General features: G+C 73.2%; 28 protein-coding genes. 5 read left to right on the top strand and 23 right to left on the bottom strand.

The window, feature by feature from the left end:
- Positions 1-5: 5 nt before the first annotated feature.
- The 5 genes from ACK8OX_RS14795 to ACK8OX_RS14775 form a co-directional block, all read right to left on the bottom strand.
- Positions 6-221, bottom strand: coding sequence for a hypothetical protein (locus ACK8OX_RS14795; RefSeq protein ID WP_132295443.1), 216 nt, complete (start codon positions 219-221; stop codon positions 6-8).
- A 10-nt stretch (positions 222-231) separates the two neighbouring features.
- A complete protein-coding gene (locus ACK8OX_RS14790) occupies positions 232-807 on the bottom strand; it encodes a transglycosylase SLT domain-containing protein (protein ID WP_430664931.1) in 576 nt (191 codons plus the stop codon).
- A gap of 27 nt (positions 808-834) precedes the next feature.
- Positions 835-1,221, bottom strand: a complete 387-nt coding sequence (locus ACK8OX_RS14785; protein WP_430664930.1) for a hypothetical protein — start codon at positions 1,219-1,221, stop codon at positions 835-837.
- Positions 1,222-1,505: 284 nt separating this feature from the next.
- Positions 1,506-2,126: a hypothetical protein gene (locus tag ACK8OX_RS14780; RefSeq protein ID WP_430664929.1), complete on the bottom strand. Its 621-nt coding sequence runs from the start codon at positions 2,124-2,126 to the stop codon at positions 1,506-1,508.
- 46 nt (positions 2,127-2,172) lie between these two features.
- A complete protein-coding gene (locus ACK8OX_RS14775) occupies positions 2,173-2,580 on the bottom strand; it encodes a hypothetical protein (protein WP_430664928.1) in 408 nt (135 codons plus the stop codon).
- Between the two features lie 31 nt (positions 2,581-2,611).
- Here ACK8OX_RS14775 and ACK8OX_RS14770 point away from each other — a divergent pair, with 31 nt between their 5' ends.
- Positions 2,612-2,782: a hypothetical protein gene (locus tag ACK8OX_RS14770; RefSeq protein ID WP_430664927.1), complete on the top strand. Its 171-nt coding sequence runs from the start codon at positions 2,612-2,614 to the stop codon at positions 2,780-2,782.
- Positions 2,783-2,935: 153 nt separating this feature from the next.
- Here the strand turns inward: ACK8OX_RS14770 and ACK8OX_RS14765 are convergent, their stop codons facing one another.
- From ACK8OX_RS14765 to ACK8OX_RS14730, 8 genes are read right to left on the bottom strand one after another with little or no spacing between them, the layout of a single operon-like run.
- On the bottom strand, positions 2,936-3,565 hold the full coding sequence (locus ACK8OX_RS14765; RefSeq protein ID WP_430664926.1) for an SCO family protein: 630 nt from the start codon (positions 3,563-3,565) through the stop codon (positions 2,936-2,938).
- 2 nt (positions 3,566-3,567) lie between these two features.
- Positions 3,568-4,041 carry a copper chaperone PCu(A)C gene (locus tag ACK8OX_RS14760; protein ID WP_430664925.1) on the bottom strand — a complete coding sequence of 158 codons (474 nt, stop codon included), beginning with the start codon at positions 4,039-4,041 and terminating at the stop codon, positions 3,568-3,570.
- A gap of 19 nt (positions 4,042-4,060) precedes the next feature.
- On the bottom strand, positions 4,061-4,603 hold the full coding sequence (lspA, locus tag ACK8OX_RS14755; protein ID WP_430664924.1) for a signal peptidase II: 543 nt from the start codon (positions 4,601-4,603) through the stop codon (positions 4,061-4,063).
- Positions 4,600-5,322, bottom strand: a complete 723-nt coding sequence (locus tag ACK8OX_RS14750; protein ID WP_430664923.1) for a cytochrome c biogenesis CcdA family protein — start codon at positions 5,320-5,322, stop codon at positions 4,600-4,602. Before ACK8OX_RS14750 ends, lspA begins: the two co-directional genes overlap by 4 nt.
- Before the next feature lie 40 nt (positions 5,323-5,362).
- Complete coding sequence (locus tag ACK8OX_RS14745) at positions 5,363-5,887, bottom strand: Spy/CpxP family protein refolding chaperone (protein WP_430664922.1); 525 nt, start codon at positions 5,885-5,887, stop codon at positions 5,363-5,365.
- Between the two features lie 60 nt (positions 5,888-5,947).
- Positions 5,948-6,256, bottom strand: coding sequence for a hypothetical protein (locus tag ACK8OX_RS14740; RefSeq protein ID WP_430664921.1), 309 nt, complete (start codon positions 6,254-6,256; stop codon positions 5,948-5,950).
- Entirely contained in the window at positions 6,253-8,655 is a 2,403-nt protein-coding gene (locus ACK8OX_RS14735) for a heavy metal translocating P-type ATPase (RefSeq protein WP_430664920.1), read from the bottom strand. The genes ACK8OX_RS14740 and ACK8OX_RS14735 overlap by 4 nt, the downstream gene beginning before the upstream one ends.
- Positions 8,656-8,708: 53 nt before the next feature.
- Positions 8,709-9,353 (bottom strand): cation transporter, encoded by a 645-nt coding sequence (locus tag ACK8OX_RS14730; RefSeq protein ID WP_430664919.1) that lies wholly within the window; start codon positions 9,351-9,353, stop codon positions 8,709-8,711.
- Positions 9,354-9,574: 221 nt separating this feature from the next.
- Between ACK8OX_RS14730 and ACK8OX_RS14725 the strand changes: the two genes are divergently transcribed.
- Genes ACK8OX_RS14725 through ACK8OX_RS14715 form a run of 3 tightly spaced genes read left to right on the top strand, consistent with a single transcriptional unit; the run spans position 9,575 to position 10,725 of the window.
- Positions 9,575-10,072 (top strand): DUF411 domain-containing protein, encoded by a 498-nt coding sequence (locus ACK8OX_RS14725; RefSeq protein WP_430664918.1) that lies wholly within the window; start codon positions 9,575-9,577, stop codon positions 10,070-10,072.
- Between the two features lie 16 nt (positions 10,073-10,088).
- Positions 10,089-10,538: a MerR family transcriptional regulator gene (locus tag ACK8OX_RS14720; protein ID WP_430664917.1), complete on the top strand. Its 450-nt coding sequence runs from the start codon at positions 10,089-10,091 to the stop codon at positions 10,536-10,538.
- 1 nt (position 10,539) lies between these two features.
- Positions 10,540-10,725, top strand: a complete 186-nt coding sequence (locus tag ACK8OX_RS14715) for a hypothetical protein (RefSeq protein ID WP_430664916.1) — start codon at positions 10,540-10,542, stop codon at positions 10,723-10,725.
- Here ACK8OX_RS14715 and ACK8OX_RS14710 read toward each other — a convergent pair.
- Positions 10,715-12,133, bottom strand: a complete 1,419-nt coding sequence (locus tag ACK8OX_RS14710) for a multicopper oxidase family protein (protein WP_430664915.1) — start codon at positions 12,131-12,133, stop codon at positions 10,715-10,717. The genes ACK8OX_RS14715 and ACK8OX_RS14710 overlap by 11 nt on opposite strands.
- A 177-nt stretch (positions 12,134-12,310) precedes the next feature.
- On the opposite strand from ACK8OX_RS14710, the gene ACK8OX_RS14705 reads away from it, so the two are divergent.
- Positions 12,311-13,717 (top strand): class I SAM-dependent methyltransferase, encoded by a 1,407-nt coding sequence (locus tag ACK8OX_RS14705; protein WP_430664914.1) that lies wholly within the window; start codon positions 12,311-12,313, stop codon positions 13,715-13,717.
- 49 nt (positions 13,718-13,766) lie between these two features.
- Here the strand turns inward: ACK8OX_RS14705 and ACK8OX_RS14700 are convergent, their stop codons facing one another.
- From ACK8OX_RS14700 to ACK8OX_RS14660, 9 genes are all read right to left on the bottom strand, one after another.
- Positions 13,767-14,300, bottom strand: coding sequence for a glycogen/starch/alpha-glucan phosphorylase (locus ACK8OX_RS14700; RefSeq protein ID WP_430664913.1), 534 nt, complete (start codon positions 14,298-14,300; stop codon positions 13,767-13,769).
- On the bottom strand, positions 14,216-15,472 hold the full coding sequence (gene glgP, locus ACK8OX_RS14695; protein WP_430664912.1) for an alpha-glucan family phosphorylase: 1,257 nt from the start codon (positions 15,470-15,472) through the stop codon (positions 14,216-14,218). Before glgP ends, ACK8OX_RS14700 begins: the two co-directional genes overlap by 85 nt.
- 102 nt (positions 15,473-15,574) lie before the next feature.
- On the bottom strand, positions 15,575-16,591 hold the full coding sequence (locus tag ACK8OX_RS14690; RefSeq protein ID WP_430664911.1) for a hydroxyacid dehydrogenase: 1,017 nt from the start codon (positions 16,589-16,591) through the stop codon (positions 15,575-15,577).
- Complete coding sequence (locus ACK8OX_RS14685) at positions 16,588-17,520, bottom strand: 1-phosphofructokinase family hexose kinase (protein WP_430664910.1); 933 nt, start codon at positions 17,518-17,520, stop codon at positions 16,588-16,590. The genes ACK8OX_RS14690 and ACK8OX_RS14685 overlap by 4 nt, the downstream gene beginning before the upstream one ends.
- A 10-nt stretch (positions 17,521-17,530) precedes the next feature.
- A complete protein-coding gene (locus ACK8OX_RS14680; protein WP_430664909.1) occupies positions 17,531-18,571 on the bottom strand; it encodes a type II glyceraldehyde-3-phosphate dehydrogenase in 1,041 nt (346 codons plus the stop codon).
- Between the two features lie 38 nt (positions 18,572-18,609).
- A complete protein-coding gene (locus tag ACK8OX_RS14675) occupies positions 18,610-19,515 on the bottom strand; it encodes a ribose-phosphate pyrophosphokinase (protein ID WP_430664908.1) in 906 nt (301 codons plus the stop codon).
- The gene (locus tag ACK8OX_RS14670) at positions 19,512-21,023 is read right to left on the bottom strand and encodes a thymidine phosphorylase family protein (RefSeq protein ID WP_430664907.1); all 1,512 of its coding nucleotides are present in this window, start codon (positions 21,021-21,023) and stop codon (positions 19,512-19,514) included. The genes ACK8OX_RS14675 and ACK8OX_RS14670 overlap by 4 nt, the downstream gene beginning before the upstream one ends.
- The gene (locus ACK8OX_RS14665; protein ID WP_430664906.1) at positions 21,020-22,393 is read right to left on the bottom strand and encodes an MBL fold metallo-hydrolase RNA specificity domain-containing protein; all 1,374 of its coding nucleotides are present in this window, start codon (positions 22,391-22,393) and stop codon (positions 21,020-21,022) included. Before ACK8OX_RS14665 ends, ACK8OX_RS14670 begins: the two co-directional genes overlap by 4 nt.
- Entirely contained in the window at positions 22,390-22,845 is a 456-nt protein-coding gene (locus ACK8OX_RS14660) for a hypothetical protein (protein ID WP_430664905.1), read from the bottom strand. Before ACK8OX_RS14660 ends, ACK8OX_RS14665 begins: the two co-directional genes overlap by 4 nt.
- Between the last annotated feature and the right edge of the window lie 9 nt (positions 22,846-22,854).

The following is a 22,854-nucleotide window of genomic DNA, read 5'->3' as shown; positions in this document are numbered from 1 at the left end:
CGCGCTCAGCCCCCGATGAAGGTGTTGACGAAGTACGCGCCGGTGAACGCGGCGGCGCCGAAGAACATCGCCACGAAGCCGGCCGAGGGCGGCGCCATGCGCGCCGCCGCTGCGAGGAAGGCGATGACGACGCAGGCGATGATGAAGGCGATCCCGAAGGGACCGACGAGGAACTGCGCGAGGGCCGTCAGCGCGCGTGTGAGGACGTCTCCGCCACCCATGGGCGATCTCCTACCGGCCGGTCACGAGGTCCCTGCCCGGGCGGCCGCGACCCAGGTCGGGGAGGAGGAAAGGGGGGACCGGCGCCGTGGCGGCGCCGGCGGGCCCGTCGGGGCCGGCGGCGAGTGCCGCCGCGTGCTGCCCGATGCGGCGCGCGACCGCGGCGGCGTAGCCCGGCGCGCCGCCGGGCCGGCCGCTGTTGTAGAGTTGGAAGGCCGCGTCCCGCAGGTTGCCGGCCAGGTGCGCCGCGCCCGCGCGCATGTTCTCGCAGGGGTCCAACGCCGTCTCAACGGTCAGGCCGTGGCGGCGCCAGTTGGCGCGGTGCGTGATCTGGAACCAGCCGAGCCCAAGCGTGCGGCCCGCCGCGTCGCGCGCGGCGGCGACCGCCACGGCCTCGGCGCGCGTCATCGGGAACAAGCTCTCGCCCGTGACCTCGTCGCGGATGGCGAAGGGGCGGAAGCCGGACTCCCGCTCGGCGACGGCCGCGAGCTCGGGGAGCAAGCGCCGGTGCTCGTCGGGCAGGCAGCGCGGGTCGCGCGCCACGCAAGCGAACAGGGCCAGCCCGGCGAGCGCCTCGCAGCCGGTCACCGCGCACCGCCAGCGCGGCGCGCGGAGCTACTCGGGCGGCGCCTCGGGCACGTCCATGCCCTCGGGCGGCTGGCTCGCGTCCGCCTTGACGTGCTTCGTGATGGCGCTGCGGGGGAGGACGGAGCGCAGCCGCGCGAGGCGGGGGCAGTCCTCCTCGTAGAGCGAGACGGGCAGCTTGAAGGACATGTCGTCGCGCAGGAACCGGAGCAGCCGGTCAAGGTCGCGCCAGCCGCGCACGCCGGGGCCGCGGAAGAGCTCGATGGCGACGTAGCCGCGGCGCCAGGAGGGCAGGAGGTAGGGCACGTGATCGACGCCGCCGTCGGGGTCGCGGCGCGCGACCACCACGACAGCCTCGATGCGGCCGCCCCTGAGCAGACCCTCGCGTAGATCCGCCTCGCCGAGTGTGTCGCCCACGCCCCGACCGCCCCTCCCGTTTGCGCGGGCAAGCTAGCGATTTCTGTGATTCGCGCGAGGCGCCCCGGGGCGTCGAGGCCGTGAGCGCCGCGGTAGCAGACTACCGAAAACTGCACTGCGGTCGGGCCCCTCTGGAGTGGCGAGGGCGGATGCTACCGACGGCGGCGGCCCAAATACAATCTGCAATCCTGGCGTGTGGGCACGTAAAACCCAGCCTCTAGCGTCACTCTGTCGTGAGGAACAAAACCGGACTCGTAAGAATGGTCAGAAAAGCGAGACCGGAATCATCCCCTGCGCCGCATCGTGCCAGCCGCCAGGGGCGGCGTCAGGGCCGCCCCGGCGTTCCGCCCTGGCGGCGCCGACACGTCCGCGTGATCGAGCGGGACCGGCCAGAAGCACTCGGCCGCGCCGTCCTCGCCGCGCAGCGCGAGGAACACCACGCGCGTCACCTCGCCGCCCTCGCCCGTCTCGACGGCGAGGCAGAACATCAGGCCCTCCGCCCGGTCGGCGTCGCCGAGCGCGAGGGCGAGTTGCTGCGCCTCGCTCTCCTGCTGGCGGAGCGTGCGCTTCGAGGGCTCCTCCGCGTCGCCGCGGAAGAAGCGCACGGGCACGCCCTCGATAAGGAATACGAAATGATGGGTGGCGTCGAGCACGCCGAGCCAGCGGTAACGCCCGCCCTCCGCCGCCTGCCGGAGCCGGTTGCGCGAGAAGGAGTAGGCGCGGCAGCCGATGCTCCACGCATCGTCGCCCATCCAGGGATCCGCGTGCGCCACCGCGTCGGCGCGCCCGCGCGCGAGCAGCCGCGCGCAGGCGGCCAGGCGCTCCTCCGTCAGCGCCGGGTGCAGCTCCCAAGGCAGCTTTGCTCGAGCCGCATCGCGCCCCGCGTCGTTCCCCGTCTCGTCCACCCCCGCAGTATCCGCCCGGGACGTGGGTGGGCCAAGAGCGATGCGGTCACAACGCACCGCCCGCACGTAGCCGCGCGACGAGGCCCGGCAAGCCCTGCCGATCCAGCGCATCGAGGAAGGCGTCGAAGGTGGGCGCACTCCGGCTGAGGTGGGCGTGCGCGGCTTCAGCCGAGGCGCGCATCACCGCCGGGTCCGCGTCGCGGGTCGTGCAGAGGAAGGAATCCGGATGCGCCGCCGCCACGCCGTGGGGCGCCAGCGCCGCCGCTTGGAAGTCGCGGAGGTTCATCGTGAGGATCGTCGCCGCGCCCGCCGCGACCGCGGCGGCCAGCACGTGCCGGTCGTCCGGGTCAGGCAGGGTCAGCCCCTCCATCCGCGCCTCCCAGCCCGGGACGCTGGCATCGGGCAGGACGCGGTCCATCAGGTCGCGCGTCCGGGCCAGGCGCTCGCGCGTCACGCGCCACGATCTCTGGCGCACCTTCAATCGGGTGCAGGAGAACGCCATCCGCGGCGGGCTGACAGCCTGGGGCCGCGACGCCCAGAACCGGGCGCGCCGGGTGACGTCGCGCGAGGTGACGGGCATCGGCGGCGACGTGCGGCGGAACCGTGCGTTGTGGACGCTGACAGAGCGCATGGCGGAACTCAAGCGCGCGGGCTGAAACCGGCGGGACGGGGCCCAGGCTCCGCCCCCTCTCCGCCAGGAACCCCGGCAGCGCGAGCGATCTGGCAGGAAAAGCCGGCCCGCCCTCCAGGCGGGCCGGACCGCAAGGGACGGCCCCGTGGCAGCGCCCGACAGGGCAAGCCTCGACGCCTCAGCCGCCTGCCCGCCCGCCGAGGAGCAGCCGCAGCTTCTGCAGCGCCACCCCCTCGCCCTCCTTGTTGTCGATCGTCCCAGCGAAGCGGCCCGCCCCGTCGAGCATGAAGACGCTCGCCGAGTGGTCCATCGTGTAGCCGCCGCCCTCGACCGGCACGCGGCGGTAGTAGACCCGGAAGGCGCGCGCGGCCTCGGCCACCTGCGCCTCGCTGCCCGAGAGGCCGAGGATCCGCCGGTCGAAGGCCTCCAGGTAGCCGGCCAGCGCCTCCGGCGTGTCGCGCTCCCAATCCACGCTGACGAACAGCCAGTGCAGCCGGACGGCGTCGGGGCCGAGCGCCTCGATGAGGGCAGTCATCTCGCCGAGCGTCGTCGGGCAGACGTCCGGGCAGTGGGTGAAGCCGAAGAACACGGCCATCGGCCGGCCGCGGAAGTCGGCCTCGGTGACCGCGCGGCCGCGGTGGTCGGTCAGGCTGAAGGGCCCGCCGATCGGCAGGCTCGCCGGCCCGCTCGCCACGCGGCGGTCGCCGAGCGGGCCGTCGGTGACCAGCCACCCGGCCGAGGTCGCCAGCACAAGGAAGCCGAGCACGCCGACCGCGCCCCAGGCGGCGCGGCGGACCCAGCGCAGCAAGGTCAGTGCCCCGCGTGGGCCGGCCGCCGGGCGCCGGCCGCCTCGACCGAGAGCTCCACCCGGACCTCGCCCGCGCGCTCGAAGCGCAGCGTCAGCGGCACGCGCTCGCCGCGCGCCAGGGCCCGCGTCGGACCCACCAGCATCAGGTGCGTCCCGCCCGGGCCCAGGGTCACGGTCTCCCCCGGCGGCAGGGGGACACCGTCGGGGAGCGGGCGCATCCGCATCACGCCTTCCTCCATCCGCTGCTCGTGGATCTCGACCGAGCGTGCCGCCGGCGTTTCCGCCGCGACGAGGCGGTCGGGGGCGGCGCCGCGGTTTCGCAGCGTCATGTAGCCGGCGGCCGTGGGCGCGGTGGCGCCGACCGCGCGGGTCCAGGCCGCGGAGACGGCGACGTCGCCCGGCTGGGCGCCCGCCGCGGGGATGGCGAGCGCGAGCGCCAGGGCCGAGGCCGCGAGGCCGCGCAGGAGGGTCCGCATGGTAGGGGTCTCGGTCCTTTCAGGGCGGTCCCGCGGCGGGCTTGTCCGCGTCCCGGCGGGCGGGCGGGCTGGCGCCCCCCTCGGTCCGGCGCAGGCCGCCGAGCACGAGGGCCGCGACGCCGCAGACGATCGCCACGTCCGCCATGTTGAAGGTCGGCCAGTGCCAGCCGCCGTAGTGCGCGTCGATGAAGTCCGTCACCGCCCCCCGCGCCAGGCGGTCGAGGATGTTGCCGGCCGCGCCGCCGATGACGAGGCCGAGCCCCAGCGCCTCGGTGCGCGAGGCGGTCCGCCAGAGCCAGCGGGCGAGGAACGCCACGATCGCCAGCTTGACCGCGACGAGCACCCAGACCGCGTCGGCGGCGCTCTCGCGGAACATCCCGAAGGTCACGCCGGTGTTGAAGCCGAGGCGGAGGTTCAGCACCGGCAGGAGGGCGATGCCGTCGCTGTAGGGCGGCCACAGCGCCGCGAGCGCCCAGGCCTTCGTCGCCTGGTCCGTGACGGCGGCGGCCAGCGCCGCGAGGAGGCCGAGGCGCCGGAGGCCGCGGGGGCGGGGCGCGGTCATCCGAGCCGCGCCAGCCACGGGAAGGTCTCCAGGAACCAGACCGCGAGGCGGCCCAGCTCCCCGGTGGCGATCGCGAGGCCGAAGGCCACCATCACGGCCCCGCTGCCGAGCTGGAGCGCCCGGCCGAGCCGCCCGAGGCGGCGCGCCCGCGCCATCGCCGCCGGCAGGTAGAAGGCGGCGAGCAGGAAGGGCACGCCGAGGCCGAGCGCGTAGGCCGCGAGCAGCCCGGCCCCGGCGCCGGGGGTGAGCGCCGCGGCGGCGAGCACGCCGGCGAGCACCGGCCCGATGCAGGGCGTCCAGCCGAAGCCGAAAGCGACCCCGATCAGCGCCGCCGAGGCGGGGCCGCCGCCCTCCGCCGGCGGGCGGAAACGCAGGTCGCGCATCAGGGGCGCGAGCCGCAGCAGCCCCACCTGCACGAGGCCCATCGCCGCGATCAGCAGCCCGGCCGCGATCGTCAGCTCGTAGGACCACCGCCGCAGCAGCCCGCCGACGGCGGTCGCGCCGAGCCCGAGGCCCACGAAGACGAGGCCGAAGCCGAGCACGAAGAAGAGCGAGAGCCGGAGCGCCCGCCAGCGCTCCGCCCGCGCGGTGGCGAGGTCCGTCCCCGCCACCCAGGCGACGTAGCCCGGCACCAGCGGCAGCACGCAGGGCGAGAGGAAGGAAACCATGCCCCCGCCGAAGGCGAGGAACAGGCCGAGGAAGGAGAGCTCGAGGGTCACCCGCGCCCCCGCCACGCGCCGCCGCGGTCGTCCATGGCCGCTACATCATCCCCAGCATCAGGGTGTCGGCGGTCCGCTTCTGCCGGTCGTCGAGCGCCGCGTAGAGCGGCCCGGCGGCGGCCCTGACGCGGCGCAGCGCCTCGAGGTGCGAGGCCATCATCCGCTCGTGCAGCTCGAGGCGCTGGGGCAGCGGCACCGCCTGCGGTCCCCCCTGCATCATCGGCATCATCTGCCCGTGCATGTCGGCCATCGCCTGCGCGCTCGCCCGCATCGCCTCGGCGAAGGCGTTCCAGAGGGTCTCCTGCGCCGGGGTGATGCCGAGCTCGGCGCGGAGGAAGGCGACGCGGCCCTCGACGTGCTGGCCCATCATCATCCCGGGCCCCATCATGCCGCCGCGCATCATCGGCATCATGCGGTCCCCGCCCATCATGCCGGGTCCCATTCCCTGCCCCATCATGCCAGCGCCCATCTGGCCACCCTGACCGCCGGGCTGGCCGGTCTGCGCCCATGCGGCGCCGATGCCGATGGCGGCCGCCGCGAGGGCGGCGAGAGATGCGTTCCTCAAGCCCATTGTGCTGTCCTCTTCTCCGGGGTTGGCCGGCCGCGAGGCAACCGGCGGCGTGCCTCAGCCGCGGCCGAGGATGTCGGCCCTGCGGCGGAGGTACTCGTCGCGCTCGATCTCGCCGCGCGCGTAGCGCAGGTCGAGCGCCTCGGCGACGCCGCCGGCCACACCGCGGCGCAGCAGCACCACCGCGAGCGCGGCCAGCGCGCCCAGCGCGACCAGCCAGGCGAGGCCGCAGCCCCACCCCCAGCCGCCATGCATCATCATCCAGGGGCGGTCGCCCCAGCCGCCGGGTCCCATCGGCTGCGCCAACGCCATGGCGGGGGCGAGGGCGAACAGGGGCGCGGCAAGGGCGGTGGTCCTCGGCGTCATCGTCCGGGCCTCCAGGCGAGCAGCCGCAGCGCGTTCAGCGTGACGAGCACCGTGGCGCCCGTGTCGGCGAGGATCGCGGGCCAGAGCCCCGTCACGCCGGTGACGGTGGTGACGAGGAACACCAGCTTCAGTCCGACCGCAACGGCCACGTTCTGCTTCACGTTCGTCAGCGTGGCGCGGGAGAGCTGCACGAGCTCGGCCACGCCCGAGACGCGCTCGCGCAGCAGCGCGGCGTCTGCCGCCTCTAACGCCACCTCGGTACCGCCGCCCATAGCCACGCCTGCGGTCGCGGCGGCCAGCGCCGGCGCGTCGTTGATTCCGTCGCCCACCATCACCACCGGGCCGCGCTCCTTGAGGGCAGCGATCTCGCGCAGCTTGTCGGCGGGCAGCAGGCCCGCCTTCACCTCCAGGCCGAGCGCCCCGCCGATGGCGGCGCCGGTGCGCGGGTTGTCGCCCGTCAGCATCACCGCGCCGACGCCAAGGCGCTGCAGCGCGGCCACGGCCTCCGCCGCGTCCGTCCGGGGCTCGTCGCGCAGGGCGAGCAGGCCGAGCGCAGCGCGGTCGGCGGTGACGACGGCGACCGTCTTGCCCTCCGCCTCGAGCCGGGCCCGCGCGGCATCCAGCGCCGGCGGCAGGGCCGCGCCGCCCTCCGCCGCCCAGGCGGGGCTGCCGACGCCGATCCGACGCCCCTTGACGCTCGCCGCCACCGCCTTGCCGGGGATCGCGGCGGCCGCGCGGGCGGGCGGCAGCGCGATGCCGCGGGCCGCGGCTTCGGCGAGGACCGCGCGCGCGAGGGGATGCGAGGATCCCGCCTCCACCGCCGCCGCGAGACGCAGCAGCTCCGCCTCCGCCACGCCCTCGGCGGTCAGCACATCCGTGACGCGCGGCCTGCCCGCCGTGAGCGTGCCGGTCTTGTCGAAGGCGACCGTGCGCGCGTGCCCGATCGCCTCCAGCGCCGCGCCGCCCTTCACCAGCAGCCCGCGCCGGGCGCCGGCCGAGAGGCCGGACGCCATCGCGGCGGGCACCGAAATCACCAGCGCGCAGGGGCAGGCCACCAGCAGCAGCGCGAGGCCGCGGTAGATCCAGGTCCACCAGTCGCCGCCGAACAGCAGGGGCGGCACGAGGACGACAAGCGCCGAGACGGCCATCGCGCCCGGCGTCCACCAGGCGGAGAAGCGCTCGATGAAGCGCTGGGTGCGCCCGCGGGTCGCCGTCGCCTCCTCCACCAGGCGGGCGATGCGGGCGAGCGTGCTGCCCTCGCCGGCGGCGGTGACGCGCAGCACCAGCGCGCCCTCGGCGTTCACGCTGCCCGCCACGACCGGGTCGCCGGGGCCGCGGGTGACGGGCACGCTCTCGCCGGTCACCGGACTCTCGTCGAGGGCGGATTGTCCCTCCATCACCACGCCATCGGCCGGCACGCGGTCGCCGGGGCGGACCAGGACGAGGTCGCCCACCGCCAGCCGCTCCGCCGGCACCTCCTCCGTCGTGCCGTCGACGTGGCGGCGCAGCGCCGTGCGCGGCATCAGCGCGACGAGCGCCCGGATGCCGGCGCGAGCCCGCCCCGCGGCGATGCCTTCCAGCAGCTCGCCGACCGCGAAAAGCAGCACGACGAGCGCCGCCTCCTCCGCCGCGCCGATGACGGCGGCGCCGAGCGCGGCAGTAACCATCAGCGTCTCGATCGAGAAGGGGCTGCCCGCCCGGGCCAGGGCGAGGGCACGCCGGCCGAAGGGCACCAGCGCGGCGAGCGTTGCCGCCAGATAGAGCCAGTATGAGGCAGCCGGGACCAGATGCGCCGCCGCCCAAGCCCCGCCGACAAGCCCGCTGAGGAGCCAGACAAGACGCGCCTTGCCTGTCGCCCACCAGGACCGGCCGGCGTCGGAAGGGTCGTCGCCGTCGTGCCCGTGCTCCTGCCCTCCGGAAGCCGCATGGGCAGCCGGCTCGATCCTGCGTGCTGCATGACCGACGGCGGCGGCTGCGCGCTCGACCTCCTCGGGCGTGGCGCCATCAGGCGCAAGGCGCAGCCGCAGGCGCTCGGCGGCCATGTTCACGGAGACGTCCGACACGCCGGGTAGGCGGGCCACTGCGGTCTCGATCTTGGCAACGCAGGTCGGGCAATCCATGCCCTCCACGCGCCACTCCAGGAGCTCCGCTGATGGCGGTGGCGGAGCCAGGCGGCGCGCGGGGTGGCCCACCGCGGCTGCGGCCCGCTCGACCTCCTCCGGCGTGGTGCTTCCAGGGTCGAGCCGGAGGCTGAGCCGCTCGCTGGCTATGCTCACGGACAGTTCGGAGACGCCGGGGAGCCGGCCTACGGCGCGCTCGATCTTTCCGACGCAGGTCGGGCAGTCCATGCCCTCCACCCGCCATTCCAGCTTGGCTCCCGCCCCGCTTCCGCCGTCCACTGCCCTGCTCCTCGTCCGTTCGGCCGGATATGGGACCTCCAGTGACTAGAGGTTCAAGTCCCTTGCGTGCGTCCGTTGCCCGCGCCGGCCCGCCGCAGGTCGCGGCGGGCGTCGCGCAGGATCTCCCAGGCCGAGTGCAGGAAGAGGCCCGCGACCACGGCGGCCACGGCGAGGTCGGGCCAAGCCGTCCCGGTCCAGGCGACCAGGCCGGCAGCGGCCAACACCGCGAGGTTGCCGAGCGCGTCGTTGCGGCTGAACAGCCAGACGGCGCGCGCGTTGGCGTCGCCCGCCCCCCTCCGGTGTGGGGCGAGGATGAGGGCGGCCGCCACGTTCACGGCCAGCGCCGCGGCCCCGAACAGGCCCATCATCTCCGCCTCGGGCACCCGCTGGACCAGCACGCGGTAGGCCGTGGTCCCGAGGACGCCGAGCCCGAGCGCGCCGAGGAAGAGCCCCTGGAGCATGGCCACGCGCGCCCTCCGCGCCAGCGGCCAGCCGATGGCGAGCAGGCCGAGCAGGGTGATCGCGCCGTCGCCGAGGAAGTCGAGCGCGTCGGCCTTCAGCGCCTGGGAACCGGCGAGCAGGCCGCCGATCGCCTCCGCGGCCCCGTAGCCGAGATTGAGCGCCACCACCCAGCCAAGGGCGCGCCGATAGGCCGGGCTCGCCCCCTGGAAGTCCACGTCGTCATCGTCGTCGGCCATGCATGGCCTCCACCACCCCGGCACGAGGGCCGGCGCCCCTGCGAGGAAGCGATCTTCCAGCGGCTGAAGGTTTCCGGCGGTGCCGCCGTCGTGAGGGGGCACGCGCCATTCGACGGGATCGGCGCGGGACCCATCCTGCCGGACTTGGCAGAGACCCCGCGTCTGCCCACCCTGTTCAACGCCTGGGCTCCGTCGTCCTGCCCAGGGGAAGAAGGCTCAAGATGTCCGAGTTGCTCCGACGCCGCGCCACCCTTCTTCTGCCCGCCGCCCTGGCGCTTGCCGCCTCGCCTGGCCGGGGGCGAGCCCAGGCCGCGCCGGCGGCCTCCCCGCTCCGCGTGATGCGCAGCCCCGGCTGCGGCTGCTGCGAGGGCTGGGCGAACCACGTGCGGGCGGCCGGCTTTGCAGTCGAGATGTCGGACACGCCGGACCTCGACGCGGCCCGGCGCGCCGCCGGCGTCCCCGAGGACTTGGCGGGCTGCCACACCGGCCTGACAGCGGACGGCCGCTTCGTCGTGGAGGGGCACGTGCCGGCCTTCGCGCTGCGGCGCTTCCTCGATGCGCCGGGCGCTTGGCGCGGCATCGCGGTTCCGGAGATGCCCGTCGGCTCGCCGGGCATGGAGATGCCGGGCGTTGCGCCCAGGCCCTACACCGTGTTCGCCTTCGCGGCGGACGGGCGGCGGGAGCCCTTCGTGCGGGCCCGCGGCGACCGGCCGGCCTGAGCGGCGGCACGCGGCCGTGGAGACCCTCTCGATCGGCGACCTGTCCCGGGCGACCGGGGTGAAGGCCACTACGATCCGCTTCTACGAGGCGGAGGGGCTGCTGCCGCCCCCCGGCCGCACCGAGGGCGGCCACCGCGTCTACGGCCGCTCCCACCTCGACCGGCTGGGCTTCATCCGCCACGCCCGGGAGCTCGGCTTCGCGATGGAGGACATCCGCGAGCTGCTGCGCCTGGCCGACGCCGCGCCCGACGCCCCGTGCGAGGGGGCGGACGTGATCGCGCGGCGGCACCTCGCCGCCGTCCGGGACCGCCTCGCCCGGCTCCGGTCGCTAGAGGCGGAGCTGGAGCGGATGACCGACTGCCACAACGGTCGCGTCGCCGAGTGCCGCGTGATCGAGGTGCTGGCCGACGCGACGCACGGGCACTGCGTCGATCCCACGCACGGATCTCCCGGCGCAGAACGTTGAGATGAAGTCTGCAGGTTTCGGCGGCAGCGGCGTTAAAGCTATGGCGAGCGTCTTTCGCAAGGTTCAGCTTCCAACGGTGATGGGACGCTTGCGTGCTGCGAAGCGCACCAATGCGGTCGAAGCATCTACAGCTGCGCTCCACTCTCTGCTCAATCTGCTACCGCAAATGATCGACTTCAGCTGCTGACGACAAGCTCCGTCATCATCCCTGTCGCAAGGTGGGGCATGTGATGGCAGTGGAACATCCAGCGTGCCGCCTCCCCGGCGTCGAACGCCACTGCCACACGCGCCATGGGCGGCACCTGCACCGTGTCGCGAACCGGTCCCGAGAAGCGACGTCCGTCCGCTTCGACGACCTGGAAATGGTGGCCATGCAGATGCATCGGATGCCCCATCATCGTCCGGTTCGTCATGGCGAACTCCACGCGCTCGCCAGGCCGGGCGGCCAGGACCCGGTGCCGCCCCCACGGCCGATCATCCAGCGACCAGAGATACGGCTGCATCGAGCCGGTGAGGGCCACCTCAATGCGCCGGTTCACGCGGCGCGCAGGCAACGGCGTCGCCGCCCGAAGCCGTCCTTCCTGCGCCGGGTCCCAGGCCGCCGCTGCGCGGTCACCGAGGACTTCCAGGCGGCGGACAGGAGCCCTCGCAGTCGCCAGGACGATCCCGGTCCGCTCGCGCGCGCCTTCCCGCAGCGCCAGCACCGGAAAAGCTCCGCCCTCAGCCGGCACCTGAACGAGCAGGTCCGCGCGCTGCCCCATTGCGAGTGCGAAGTTGCGCACGACGACAGGCGTGACCGGTTGTCCGTCCACCGCGACGAGGCTCGCCTCCAGAGCGCCGGTGTCGATACGGAACACGGTTGCGCCTGCGCCGTTGATGATCCGGAGCAGCACACGGCCGCCCCGCTCGATGCGTACCAGCTGCGGATCGTCGAGCGTGCGGTCATTCGCCAGATAGGCATCGAAGTCGATATCGTTCAGGTCCATCGCGGCCGCACCCCCATGGGGCCCACCGCCAGCGTGCGGGTTCGGCGGCGGCATCGCTCCCGGGGCGTGGCCCGGGGCGGTGTGCAGTCGGGCAAGGATCTCGGGAAGGGGTGTGAAGCTGTAATCGTGCAGCATCATCACGAATTCCTGCCGGTCGGCGCGAGCATCCTCGGCCGTACGGACGATCAGCGGGGCCGCGAGGAGGCGCATTTCCTGATCCGGGACGTGGGCGTGCATCCAATGGGTGCCCGGAGTTGCGGCGAAGTCGAAGCCGCGGCTGTCGCCAGGCTGCAACATCGGCAGCGGCGCATCCGGCACGCCATCCTGGGCGACCGGGGGGATCTGGCCGTGCCAATGGATGATCGTCGGCTCTCCCAGCTGGTTGTGGAGACGCGCGCGGAAGCGAGCGCCAGGTTGGATGACCAAACCCTGTCCCCCGTCCTCGCGCAGCAGCCCGAGCACGCGCGCAGGGCGCCCGTGGATATCGAGCGTCCGAGTGGTTGCCCGCAAGGCGGGGATCGCCTCGGCGGCCACCTCCGATCGGGGAAGGGCTCCGGTCGCGAGGGCGGCCCCCATCATGAGAAACGGTCGGCGCGCGATGCGGATCATCGGTCTCGGCTCCTGCAGCTGGCGCCATGCTGCGCGCGCTTTGCGAACCGGTGGTGTCCTGCCCATGACGAATCATTGCTGATCCGCTGCGCATGGATGGCGGGAGCGGGTCTCGGGCCGACGCACTTCCTTGAGGCTGCGCGTAATGCCTCAGGGGCAACCGCGTCCCATTGTGACATGCAGCCCGACGTGGACGTCCATGGAATACCCGCCAACATGACAGGCGTGATGCACGGCACTCGCTCTGCTATCACCGAACCGGCGGACAGGCGGCCGATCGGTGCTCGTGTGGACCAGGGCGCCAGATGCCCCGCGCGCGGCGCGGAGGGCTGCGGCTTATCCTTCGTGCTCGCTCCACTCGCGCGGCTGCTGAGACGCGGTACCGTTCACGGCTCGCTCACGCTGGTAGACCCTGCTGGGCGCGCCCACCTCTTCGGCCACGCACCGAGGCCGAGCGTGCGCATCCGCATAGCGGACTGGGGAACGGTCGCGCGGTTGTGGCTCAGCCCGGGCCTCTCTGTCGGCGAAGCCTACACCGACGGGCGCCTCATCATTGAGGACGGAACACTCCGCGACTTCCTCAACGTTTGCGTCCAGGTCTACCAAGCCCTGGACGGATACGGTGAGCAGTCGGTCTTGCGGCGGCTTGTGGGCTCGGCACGGCGCCTCCGCAACCGCAACCCCCTAGAGAAGGCGCGCGCGAACGCGGCGCACCACTACGATCTGCCCGGCGCGCTTTACGACCTCTTCCTGGACACCGATCGCCAGTACTCCTGTGCCTACTTCCCAACCGGCGGGGAGACACTCGAGGAGGCGCAGGCGAAGAAAAAGCTTCATCTCGCGACGAAGCTGCTCATCAAGCCGGGCATGCGCGTTCTCGACATCGGCTCGGGATGGGGCGGCCTCGCTCTTGATCTGGCCCGGCAAGGCGCCGGCACGGTCACCGGTCTCACGCTGTCGCAGGAGCAACTCAGCGCCTCGCGGGCACGAGCGGCGGACGCAGGGCTGGCGGACCGCGTCGCCTTCCACCTGCGGGACTATCGCGAGGAGCGTGGCACCTATGACCGCGTGGTGTCGGTCGGCATGCTGGAGCATGTCGGGGCTGCCCATTACGACGCCTTCTTCGGTGCCGTGCGGCGGCTGCTGCGGCCGGACGGCGTCGCGCTGATCCACGCGATCGGCCGCATGGAGCCGCCTGGCGGCCCTAACCCCTGGCTCCGGAAGCACATCTTCCCCGGCGGCTATTGCCCGGCGCTGTCCGAGGTGCTCGCGGGGGTGGAGAGAACCGACCTCTGGGTGACCGATGTCGAAATCCTCCGGCTGCATTACGCCGAGACGCTGCGGCACTGGTTCGACCGCTTCGAGGCGAACCGCGAGACGGCACGGGCGCTCTACGGCGAGCGCTTCTGCCGCATGTGGGAATTCTACCTGGCCGCCTGCGAAGCTGCGTTCCGCGAGGGACGGATGATAGTGTTCCAGATCCAGCTCGCCCGAGCGCGCGACGCGGTGCCGCTGTCGCGCGGCTACATGTATGCCGGGTCAACACCTCCGGCGATGTGCGGCGACGCAGGCAGAACCGGATAGATGCAGGGCATCCCTCAACGCGCTGAGGCCAGCCCCGCGCCACAGATCCTCAGCGCAGATAGGCCTCGGCGGCGTAGCGGCGCATCATGCGCTGGCTGCTGAAGCGGGCGCCGATGCGGCCGATGGCCTCGCGCATCATCCAGGCGCGCCGGGACGGGTCCCCGTGAAGCAGCGGGAGGACCAGGCGCTCAAGTGTGTCGTACAGGTCCCTGGCATGCTCTTCCGGAGAGCGGGTACTGCTGGTGCCGATGGCCCAGCCGGTGACCCCCTCCTCCCAGGCTTCGACCCACCAGCCGTCGAGCACGCTCAGGTTCAGCGCGCCATTCAGCGCCGCCTTCATGCCGCTCGTGCCAGACGCCTCGAGCGGCGGGAGCGGCGTGTTCAGCCACACATCGGCACCCGCCACGAGATGCTTGGCGAGGCCCATGTCGTAACCGGGAAGAAAGACCAGCGGGACCGCGCCGCGCAGCGCCTCCGCCTGGACATGGACCGCTCGGATCAGGGCCTTGCCTTCCTCATCCCGTGGGTGCGCCTTGCCCGCGAGCACAACCTGGAACGGCAGGCGCGCCGCGATGTCCTGCAAGCGCCCGGGGTCGGAGAACAGCAGGTCCGGCCGCTTGTAGCCGGTCGCCGGGCGAAGACGAGCAGGGGCAGGTCCGGCCGCAGCGCGCCTGCCGCCTCGGGGGCGACCTGGCGCGCCACGTCCAGGAGATCGGCCTTCGCTTCCGCCTTCGCCGCGAGCACGGCTTCGTCGGGGAGCCGGTCGGCGCGGGCCAGCAGCTCCGCCTCGTGCGCCCAGCCGGGGGCAATGTCCTCGAACAGGCGGGCGAAGGCGGGATGCGCCCAGGTCGCGACGTGCACGCCGTTGGTGATCGCGTTGATCCGGTAGCCGGGGAACATCCGCCGCGCCGTCTCGGCGTGCCGGGCGGCGACCCCGTTCACCCATCCGCTGAGGGACAGCGCGAGGCGCGTCATGTTCAGTGCCTCATCGCCGGCCAGGAGGCGAAGCTGGTCGAGCTCGAAGAAGTTGCCGAGCACGCCCTCGACGAGGTCGTAGGGGAAGCGGTCGTGCCCGGCCTCGACGGGCGTGTGCGTGGTGAACACGCAGCGCTCCCGGACCGGGTCGGGGTCGTAGAGCAGCGGCCCGCCGGGCGGATGGTCAGAGCCCAGGCGGTGCCGCCGCAGCAGCGCCAGGGGCAGGAGCGCGGCGTGGCCCTCGTTCAGGTGGTAGGTGTCAACCTCGAAGCCGAGGGCGCGCAGCATCCTCTCGCCGCCGATCCCGAGCACAGCCTCCTGCTTCAGGCGGGTGGCCTGGTCGCCGCCATAGAGCCGGTCGGTGATGCCGCGGTCCTCGGGGGCGTTCGCATCAAGCTGCGTGTCGAGCAGCAGCACCGGCACGTGGTGCCCGAGCGGACAGGTGAGCAGATGAAGCCATGCCGCCACCCAGACCCGTCGCCCCTCGATCGGCAGCGCCACCGCCGCATCCAGCAGCGTGGCGTGCGCCGCCGGATCCCAGGGGTCCGGGTGCTCAATCTGTTCGCCGGCGGGCCCGATCTCCTGGCGCAGGTATCCCTCGCGGCTGGCCAGGCTCACGAACACCATCGGCAGCGCGAGGTCGGCGGCCGAGCGCGCGGTGTCGCCGGCCAGAACGCCGAGGCCCCCGGCATAGGTGTGCATCTCGGGCCGGAGGGCGATTTCCATGGTGAGGTAGGCGATCCGCGTCCGTGCGAGGAAGGGATCGAGAGACGGTGCCATGGCGGCTCCTTAGCGCGGGGCAGGGATGAGGCGAGTTAAGGCTGCCGACCTGCGGCATGGCTCCCGCGTCGGTGGGAACGCCCGGGGTCGTGGCGGCTCCGCTCACCGCGACGGCAGGGCGACGAGATTCCGGGGCTCCCCGCGCGCGAAGGCCTCGATGTTCGCGAGGGTCGTGTCGAGGATCCGGCCGAGTGCCTCGCCGGTTGCGTAGGCGATGTGCGGGGTCACGACCACGTTGGGGTGGCGCAGCAGGGAGTGCCCCGCCAGCAGCGCCTGCAGGCGCGTCGCATCCAAGGCCGGCTCCATCCGGAAGACCTGCGCCTCGTCCCGTAGCAGCGGCTCCTCCGGCAGCACGTCGAGGCCAGCTCCCCCGAGCCGGCCCGACTGCACCGCCCGCAGCAGCGCGGCGACATCCACGACGCTGCCGCGAGCCGTGTTCACCAGGACCGCGCCGGGCTTCATGCGTGCGATCTCGGCATCCGAGATCAGGTGGCGCGTGCCGGGCCCGCCCGGGACATGCAGGGTGATCACGTCCGCCTCCGCGAGAAGCTCGTCCAACGCGACGTAGCGGAAGCCGTGCTCGATGGCCGCAGCCTGGTCGGGCCGGGCATCGTGGGCGAGCACGCGCATGCCGAAGCCGCGCCCGATGGAGATGGCGCGCTGCCCGATCCGGCCGGTGCCGATCACGCCGAGGGTGCGGCCGGCCAGCTCGAAGCCGCGCAGGCCGTCCTGGGAGAAGTCGCCACGGCGCGTGCGCTCCGCCGCCGCCACGACCTGCCGTCCGACGGCTAGCAGCAGCGCGAAGGCATGTTCCGCGACCGCCCGGTCGCCGTAGTCCGGCACGTTCGCGACGGCGATGCCGCGCTGCGCGCAGCGATAGAGGTCGATGTGGTCGTAGCCCGTGGACCGGGTGGCGATGAGGCGCAGCCGCGGCAAGCGGTCCAGCACCGCCGCGGAGAGGTCCGAATGGACAAAGACGCTCACCGCCTCCGCATCCTCCGCCAGACCCGCGGTGTCGCTGGCGAGGCGGTCGCGCCGGCAGACCACCTCATGGGCAGGGGCGAGGCGCATGCAGGCCGCGTGTTCCCACTGCTCGGTCTCAAAGACGGCGACCCTCATGGCTGGGTTCCTCCGGTCTCGGCGAAGAGGCGCTCGACGTCCTCGCGGCGGCACAGCTCCGTACCCGGCGTCATCAAGGTCGCGGCGCCCGCGGCCATGCCGTAGCGGGCTGCCTCGCGCAGCGGCCAACCACGGGCAAGCGCAAGGGCAGCGGCGCCGACCATGCTGTCGCCGGCGCCGACCGCGCTGCGTGGCGTCACCGGGATGGGGGCGAAGCGCTGCTCGACATCGGACGCGACCAGCAGCGCGCCGCGGGCGCCGAGGGACAGCAGCACCACCTCGGCCGTTCCCCGCGCGACCAGCTCGCGCGCGCCGGCGAGTTCCTCCGCCTCGTCGCGGATCTCCCGCCCGAGTGCCTCGGCGAGTTCACGGAGGTTCGGCGTCACCAGGAATGCGCCCTGCGCGACGCGCAGCGCGGCGCCCGAGGTGTCGAGGACGAGCCGCGCCCCGAGGCGGCGGGCGACCTTCGCGACTTGCCCGACGAAGCCCGGCTCGACCCCGGGCGGCAGGCTGCCGCTGACGACCAGCACGCCGGGCGCGGGGGACAGGACAGCGAGGGAGGCGAGGCACGCCTCCTGCTCGGCCGTGGAGAGCTCGGGCCCCGGCAGGACGAAGCGGAACTGCCGCCCCGAGGACGCCTCGTCCACCGTGAAGCTCTCGCGCGTGGCGCCCGCGACCGGAACGGCGTGGCAGCCGAGGCCGAGGCCGCCGAGGAGGCGCACCAGCATCTCCCCCGCCGGGCCGCCGGCCGGGAAGACCGCGACCGCCTCTCCGCCGAGGAGGCGCACCACGCGCGCCGCGTTCACGCCGCCCCCACCCGGATCGAAGCGGGGTGCTGCACAGCGCAGCTTGTCCGTCGGCAAGACGGTGGCGGTGGAGGTCGCCACGTCGAGCGCCGGATTCATCGTCAGGGTCGCGACCTCGGCCACGCCTCGCACCTCAGACCAGATCGCCGGTGATGCCGAGGGCGGCGTCGGTGCGCGCGATGGAGGCGGCCGCGTCGCGCTCGCGGCCCGAGAGGGCGCGGATCGCGTCCACCGTCTCGGGGATCACGATCGCCTGGTTGTCCACCATGTAGTTGTAGAAGAGTTCCTCCCCCTCGACCTTCAGCGTGTCGGACCAGAGCGCCACCTCGTAGAGGTCGCCGTGCGGGCGGCCCAAGTCGCCGGTCATCTCCTTGATGGCGTTCGGCGCCGGCAGGCCGTCGCGGGCCTCGACGAAGGCGATCCGCGACGAGGTCCGGAAGGCGGCGAGCACCTCCTCGCGCGAGGCGGGGCGCGCCAGACGCACGACCCAGCTGTGCAGATGGCCGATCGTCTCGGGGACCTTGATCGCGACCGTGACCACGTCGAGGTCAGGATCCACCGTCTGCGCATCCGGGCCCTGGTGGCTCGGGATGTCCTCCTCGGGCACGAGGGTATTCATGATGCCGCCGAGGTGGCTCTCCCAGGGGTCCGTGGCTCGGCGCAGCAGCGTGCCGCGCGCGCTGCGCAGCAGCCCTACGCGCTTCAGGGCGCCGAGCGTCCGCACCACGGAGGTGGTGTTGCACGAGACGACGCGCGTCGCCTCGCGGCCGACCGCGCTGGCGTAATTCGCCTCGGCGACGAAGGAGTGGCCCGTGGCGGCATGCTTCTCCCCGCCTTGGAGGATGAACCTGGTGCCCCGGCGGCGGTAGATCTCGACATTGCGCGCCGCGACGCGCTTCGGGGTGCAATCGACGACGACGTCGGTCTCGCCGAGCAGCGCCTCGAGGTCACCCGCCACCGGAAGGCCGGCCTCCCGCATCGCGACCGCATGCTCCTGCGCCGCGCCGAACAGGGTATGGCCCGCCCGCGCGGCGGCCCGCATGCGCCAGTCCGTCAGCACGTCGGCGACGCCGGCGACCACCATATCCGCCTGGCGCGCCACCGCGCCGGCCACCCGCTTGCCGATCACGCCGTAGCCGACGATCCCGACCCGTATCCTCGACCCGTTGGGCATACTTACCTCCATTTACAGGCGACCGGAGCGTGAGGCGGTCACGCAGGCCCACCCTCGGCCATCAGCGACCGGACCGCCTCCCCCAGCGGGCCCGCGACGTCGATCGCGTTGGTCTGGTCCGGGATGGTGTTGGTGGTCACGACGCGCGCGGCGCCCGCGGCCAGCAGAGCGTCCCGCGCTCCAGGAGCGAAGACACCATGCACGGCCACGCAGACCGGTGCGGCCGTGCCGCTCCCGCGCAGATGCCCGACCGTCTCGATCATCGTGCGGGCAGTGGAGACGATGTCGTCGACGAGCACCGGGGTGCGGCCACCCAGTGCCGCCGGGTCGGGCGGCGTGACCGTGACGTCGCGGTCGCCGCGCCGTACCTTCCGCAGCACGAGATGCGGCGCCCCCGCCCGGCGCGCCACCTCCGAGACCCACTGCTCGCTCTCCTCGTCGGGGCCGAGCAGGATGGGGGAGGCGACCTCGCGGGCGATCCAATCCGCGAGAACCGGGGCGGCGCGGACTGCCACGGCGGGGATCGAGTAGATCTCGGAGAGGGCAGCGTGCCGGTGAAGATGGGGGTCCACCGTGACGAGCCAGTCGACGCAGCGGGACAGGAAGGTTGCGAAGTGAACGGAGGTGACCGCCTCACCCTCCCGGAAGCGGCGATCCTGGCGCATGTAGGCGAGATAGGGCGCCACCAAGCCGACCTCGCGGGCGCCGAGTTCGCGCGCCGACTGCGCGGCGAAGAGGAGCGGCAGGGCCTTCGGGTCGGGCCGGTCGAGCGTGGCGAGCAGGACCACGCGACGGCCGGTCAGGGCCGTCACATGCCGCAGGTAGGTCTCGCCATCGGGGAAGCGGCGCGTCTCGATGCCGCCGAGTTCGGCGCCGATGCCTTCCGCGAGCGGCCGGGCCAGCGCGTCGCCGGCGTCGAGCGGGATGACGACCGGCCGCGTCATGGCGAGGTCTCCAGGCCGATGATGTCCGGGTTCGCCCCGACATAGGCGAGGGCGTAATCGAGCTCTCCCGCGTTCTCGGCATGGACGGTGAAGAGCGGCGCGCCACGGGCGACCAACTCGCCGGGTCGGGCATGCAGCTCGACCCCTGCGGCCTTGTCCGCCGGCGCGCCGGCGAGCTTCGCCACGCGGGCAAGGCGGCGATTGTCGATCAGCCGCACGCGCCCACCGGCGGGCGCCAGGACCGGGCGGATGAAGGAGGCCCGCGGCGGTTCGCGCATGCCGCCCTGCGCCTCGCAGATGCGCTGGAACTTGGCCCAGGCGGAGCCGTCGGCCAGCACCCGAGCGGCCAGCGCCTCCCCGTCGCCGTCCTTGGCTGCGCCGGCCAGCTCCAGCAGTGCCCCGGCCAGCGCCACGGCGCGCCGGCGGAGATCGGCCGGCGCGTCCTCACGCCCCTGCAGCACCGCCAGCACGTCGTGCGCCTCCAGCGCCGGACCGATGCCGCGGCCAACCGGCTGGGTCCCGTCCGTCATCAGCACGCGGGTGACGAGGCCGAAGGCGGCGGCCGCGTCCCTCAGGCTGACGGACAGGGCTGCCGCCGCGGCGTGGCTCCGCACCTTCGCCGTGGGGCCGACCGGCAGGTCCAGCACGACATGGGTCGAGCCGGCGGCGATCTTCTTCGAGAGGACCGAGGCGACGAGCTGCCCCTCGCTGTCGAGGTCCAGGGCGCGCTCGACGCGGATGAGCGCGTCGTCCGCCGGGCTGAGGCTGACGGCGCCGCCCCAGACCACGCAGCCGCCCTCGCGCTCGACCACCCGGCGCATGGCGGCGAGGTCGAGGTCCACCGGGGCCAGCGTCTCCATCGTGTCGGCGGTGCCGGCCGGCGAGGTGATGGCGCGCGAGGAGGTCTTCGGCATGACCAGGCCGGAGGCCGCCGCGATGGCCACGACGATCGGCGTGGTGCGGTTGCCCGGAAGGCCGCCGACGCTGTGCTTGTCCGCCACCACCCCGCCCGGCCAGCGCAGGCGGTCGCCGGCCTCCACCATCGCTCGGGTGAGGCCGACCACCTCGTCGCCGTCGAGCGGACGCGCGGCGCAGGCCGTGAGGAAGGCCGAGAGGGCGATGTCGTCGTAGTGTCCTGCGACGACGTCGCCGATGATCGCGGCCATCGCTTCCACGCCGAGGCGTTGGCCGAACATCTTGCCTCGGACGAGACCAAGCGAGCGGAGCGGCGGCGGATGGCTGACCTCCACGGCTTCCCCCGGCGAGACGGCCAGGCGGCCCCAGGCAGATTCCGACAGGCCGATCTCGTCCGGCGCGACCAGGCCGTTCGTCACATGGTGCAGGGTGGCGAGGATCACCTCGCCACGGGCGTTCCGCAGCGCGATCCGCGAATGGCCGGCGAACCCCTCCGACCGGCAGAGCGGGCAGTCGGCGCTCATGTAGGCGATCGTCTCATGGCGCGTGTCGATGCCGGTGCGCCTGACCTTCAGGGTGCTGGCCGCGGTCATCCGAGCGCCACCCGCGCGCCGTGCTCGGCCACCCCGCAGGCCCAGCCCAGCTCCTCCTGGATCCGCAGGCGCAGCGCGTCGGACGCCTCCGGCTCGCCATGGACGATCCAGGTGGCCTTTGGCGGACGCTCGAAGCCGCGCAGCCACCGCAGCAGTTCGTCGACATCCGCATGCGCCGAGAGCATGGGCAGGTTGGCGACCTCGGCACGGATGGGCACCTGACCACCGTGGATCTTCACGCTATCCGCCCCCGCGACCATCGTCGCACCGCGTGTGCCGCCGGCCTGGAAGCCGCTGAAGAGGATCGTGTTGCGCCGGTCCGGCGCGAAGACCTTCAGGTGGTGCAGCACCCGCCCGCCCGTCGCCATGCCGCTGGCCGAGATGATGACCTTCGGCATCGGCATGGCGTCGAGGGACTTGGACTCCTCGACGTCGCGGACGTAGCGCGTGGCCTTGCAGGCGGCGTGGAACTCGCCCGCGGGGAGGCGGGTGAGGGCAGGGTATGCGCAGAAGATCTCGGTGGCATCGCGCGCCATCGGGCTGTCGACGAAGACCGGGATGTCGGGGATGCGCCCGGACTGCTTCAGCCGATGCAGGTGCCAGAGCAGCGCCTGGGCGCGGCCCACAGCGAAAGCGGGCACGAGCACGGTGCCGCCGCGCGCGGAGGTGCGGCTGACGACCTCGGCGATCGCGTCCTCCGGCGAGCGATCCTCGTGACGGCGGTTCCCGTAGGTGGATTCCACCAGCAGGTGATCGGCGGCAGGCACGGTCTCGGGATCGGGCATCGTCGGGCTGTTGAACCGACCGATGTCGCCGGAGAAGACGGTGCGCACGCCATCATGGACCAGCTCGATGCTCGCCGCGCCGAGGATGTGCCCGGCGACGCGGAAGCGCACCGCGACGCCCGGCAGGATCTCGTGCTCGCGCCCGAAATCGAGCGGCCGGAACTGCCGCAGGGACCGCTCCGCATCCTCCTGGGTGTAGAGCGGCAGCGCCGGCTTGTGCTTGGAGAAGCCGCGCCGGTTGGCGTAGTCGGCATCCTTCTCCTGGATGTGTCCGCTGTCCGGCAGGATCAGTCCCGAGAGATCCTCCGTCGGCGGGGTGCAGTAGACCGGCCCGCGGAACCCGTTCCGTGCCAGCAGCGGCAGGTAGCCGGTGTGGTCCAGGTGGGCATGCGTGAGCACCACGGCGTCGATCGTGCGCGGCTCGACCGGAAAGGGCTCCCAGTTGCGGAGGCGAAGCTGCTTGAAGCCCTGGAACAGCCCGCAGTCGACCAGGAGGCGCGCACGCGGGAACTCGACGAGGTACTTCGAGCCCGTCACCGTGCCGGCGCCGCCCAGGAAGGTGAGGCGCGGGGTCTTGTCGGTCATCCGGGTGCGATCCTTCCCGATGGAGATCCGGTTTCGGTCGCCCTGGCCCAACGTCGCGCGGCCAGCAGCGCGAGGGGCGGGATGACGACCCATTGCATCACTGGCGACAGGCCGGTGCCGAGCGGAGGCAGGCGAGGCATGGCCGCTGCATAGGCCCAGGCTCCCTTCACCTCGACATTCAGCCACTCGAGGTAGACCGTGACCGCGACCCCGATCACGGTGGCGACCGCCAGCACACGGGCGAAGCCGATGTGCGGCCAGTTCCCATGTCCCACGAGCAGGAGCGCCGTCCCGAGCGCACCCATCCCGATCAGGGCGTCGCCGCCGGTGCAGTGGATGACCGCGAACGCGATCGCCGCCGGCGTGCCCTCCCGCCAGAGCGTGTAGAGGGGCAGCTGCACCGTCTCCCAGGCCAGCATGAGAGGCACGAGCCACACGAGATAGCCGCGCATCGTGCGGAG

The organism is Falsiroseomonas sp. CW058, from assembly GCF_050563535.1.
In the GTDB taxonomy this organism is placed as follows: domain Bacteria; phylum Pseudomonadota; class Alphaproteobacteria; order Acetobacterales; family Acetobacteraceae; genus Falsiroseomonas.
This window is presented reverse-complemented; position numbering and strand designations above follow the sequence as displayed.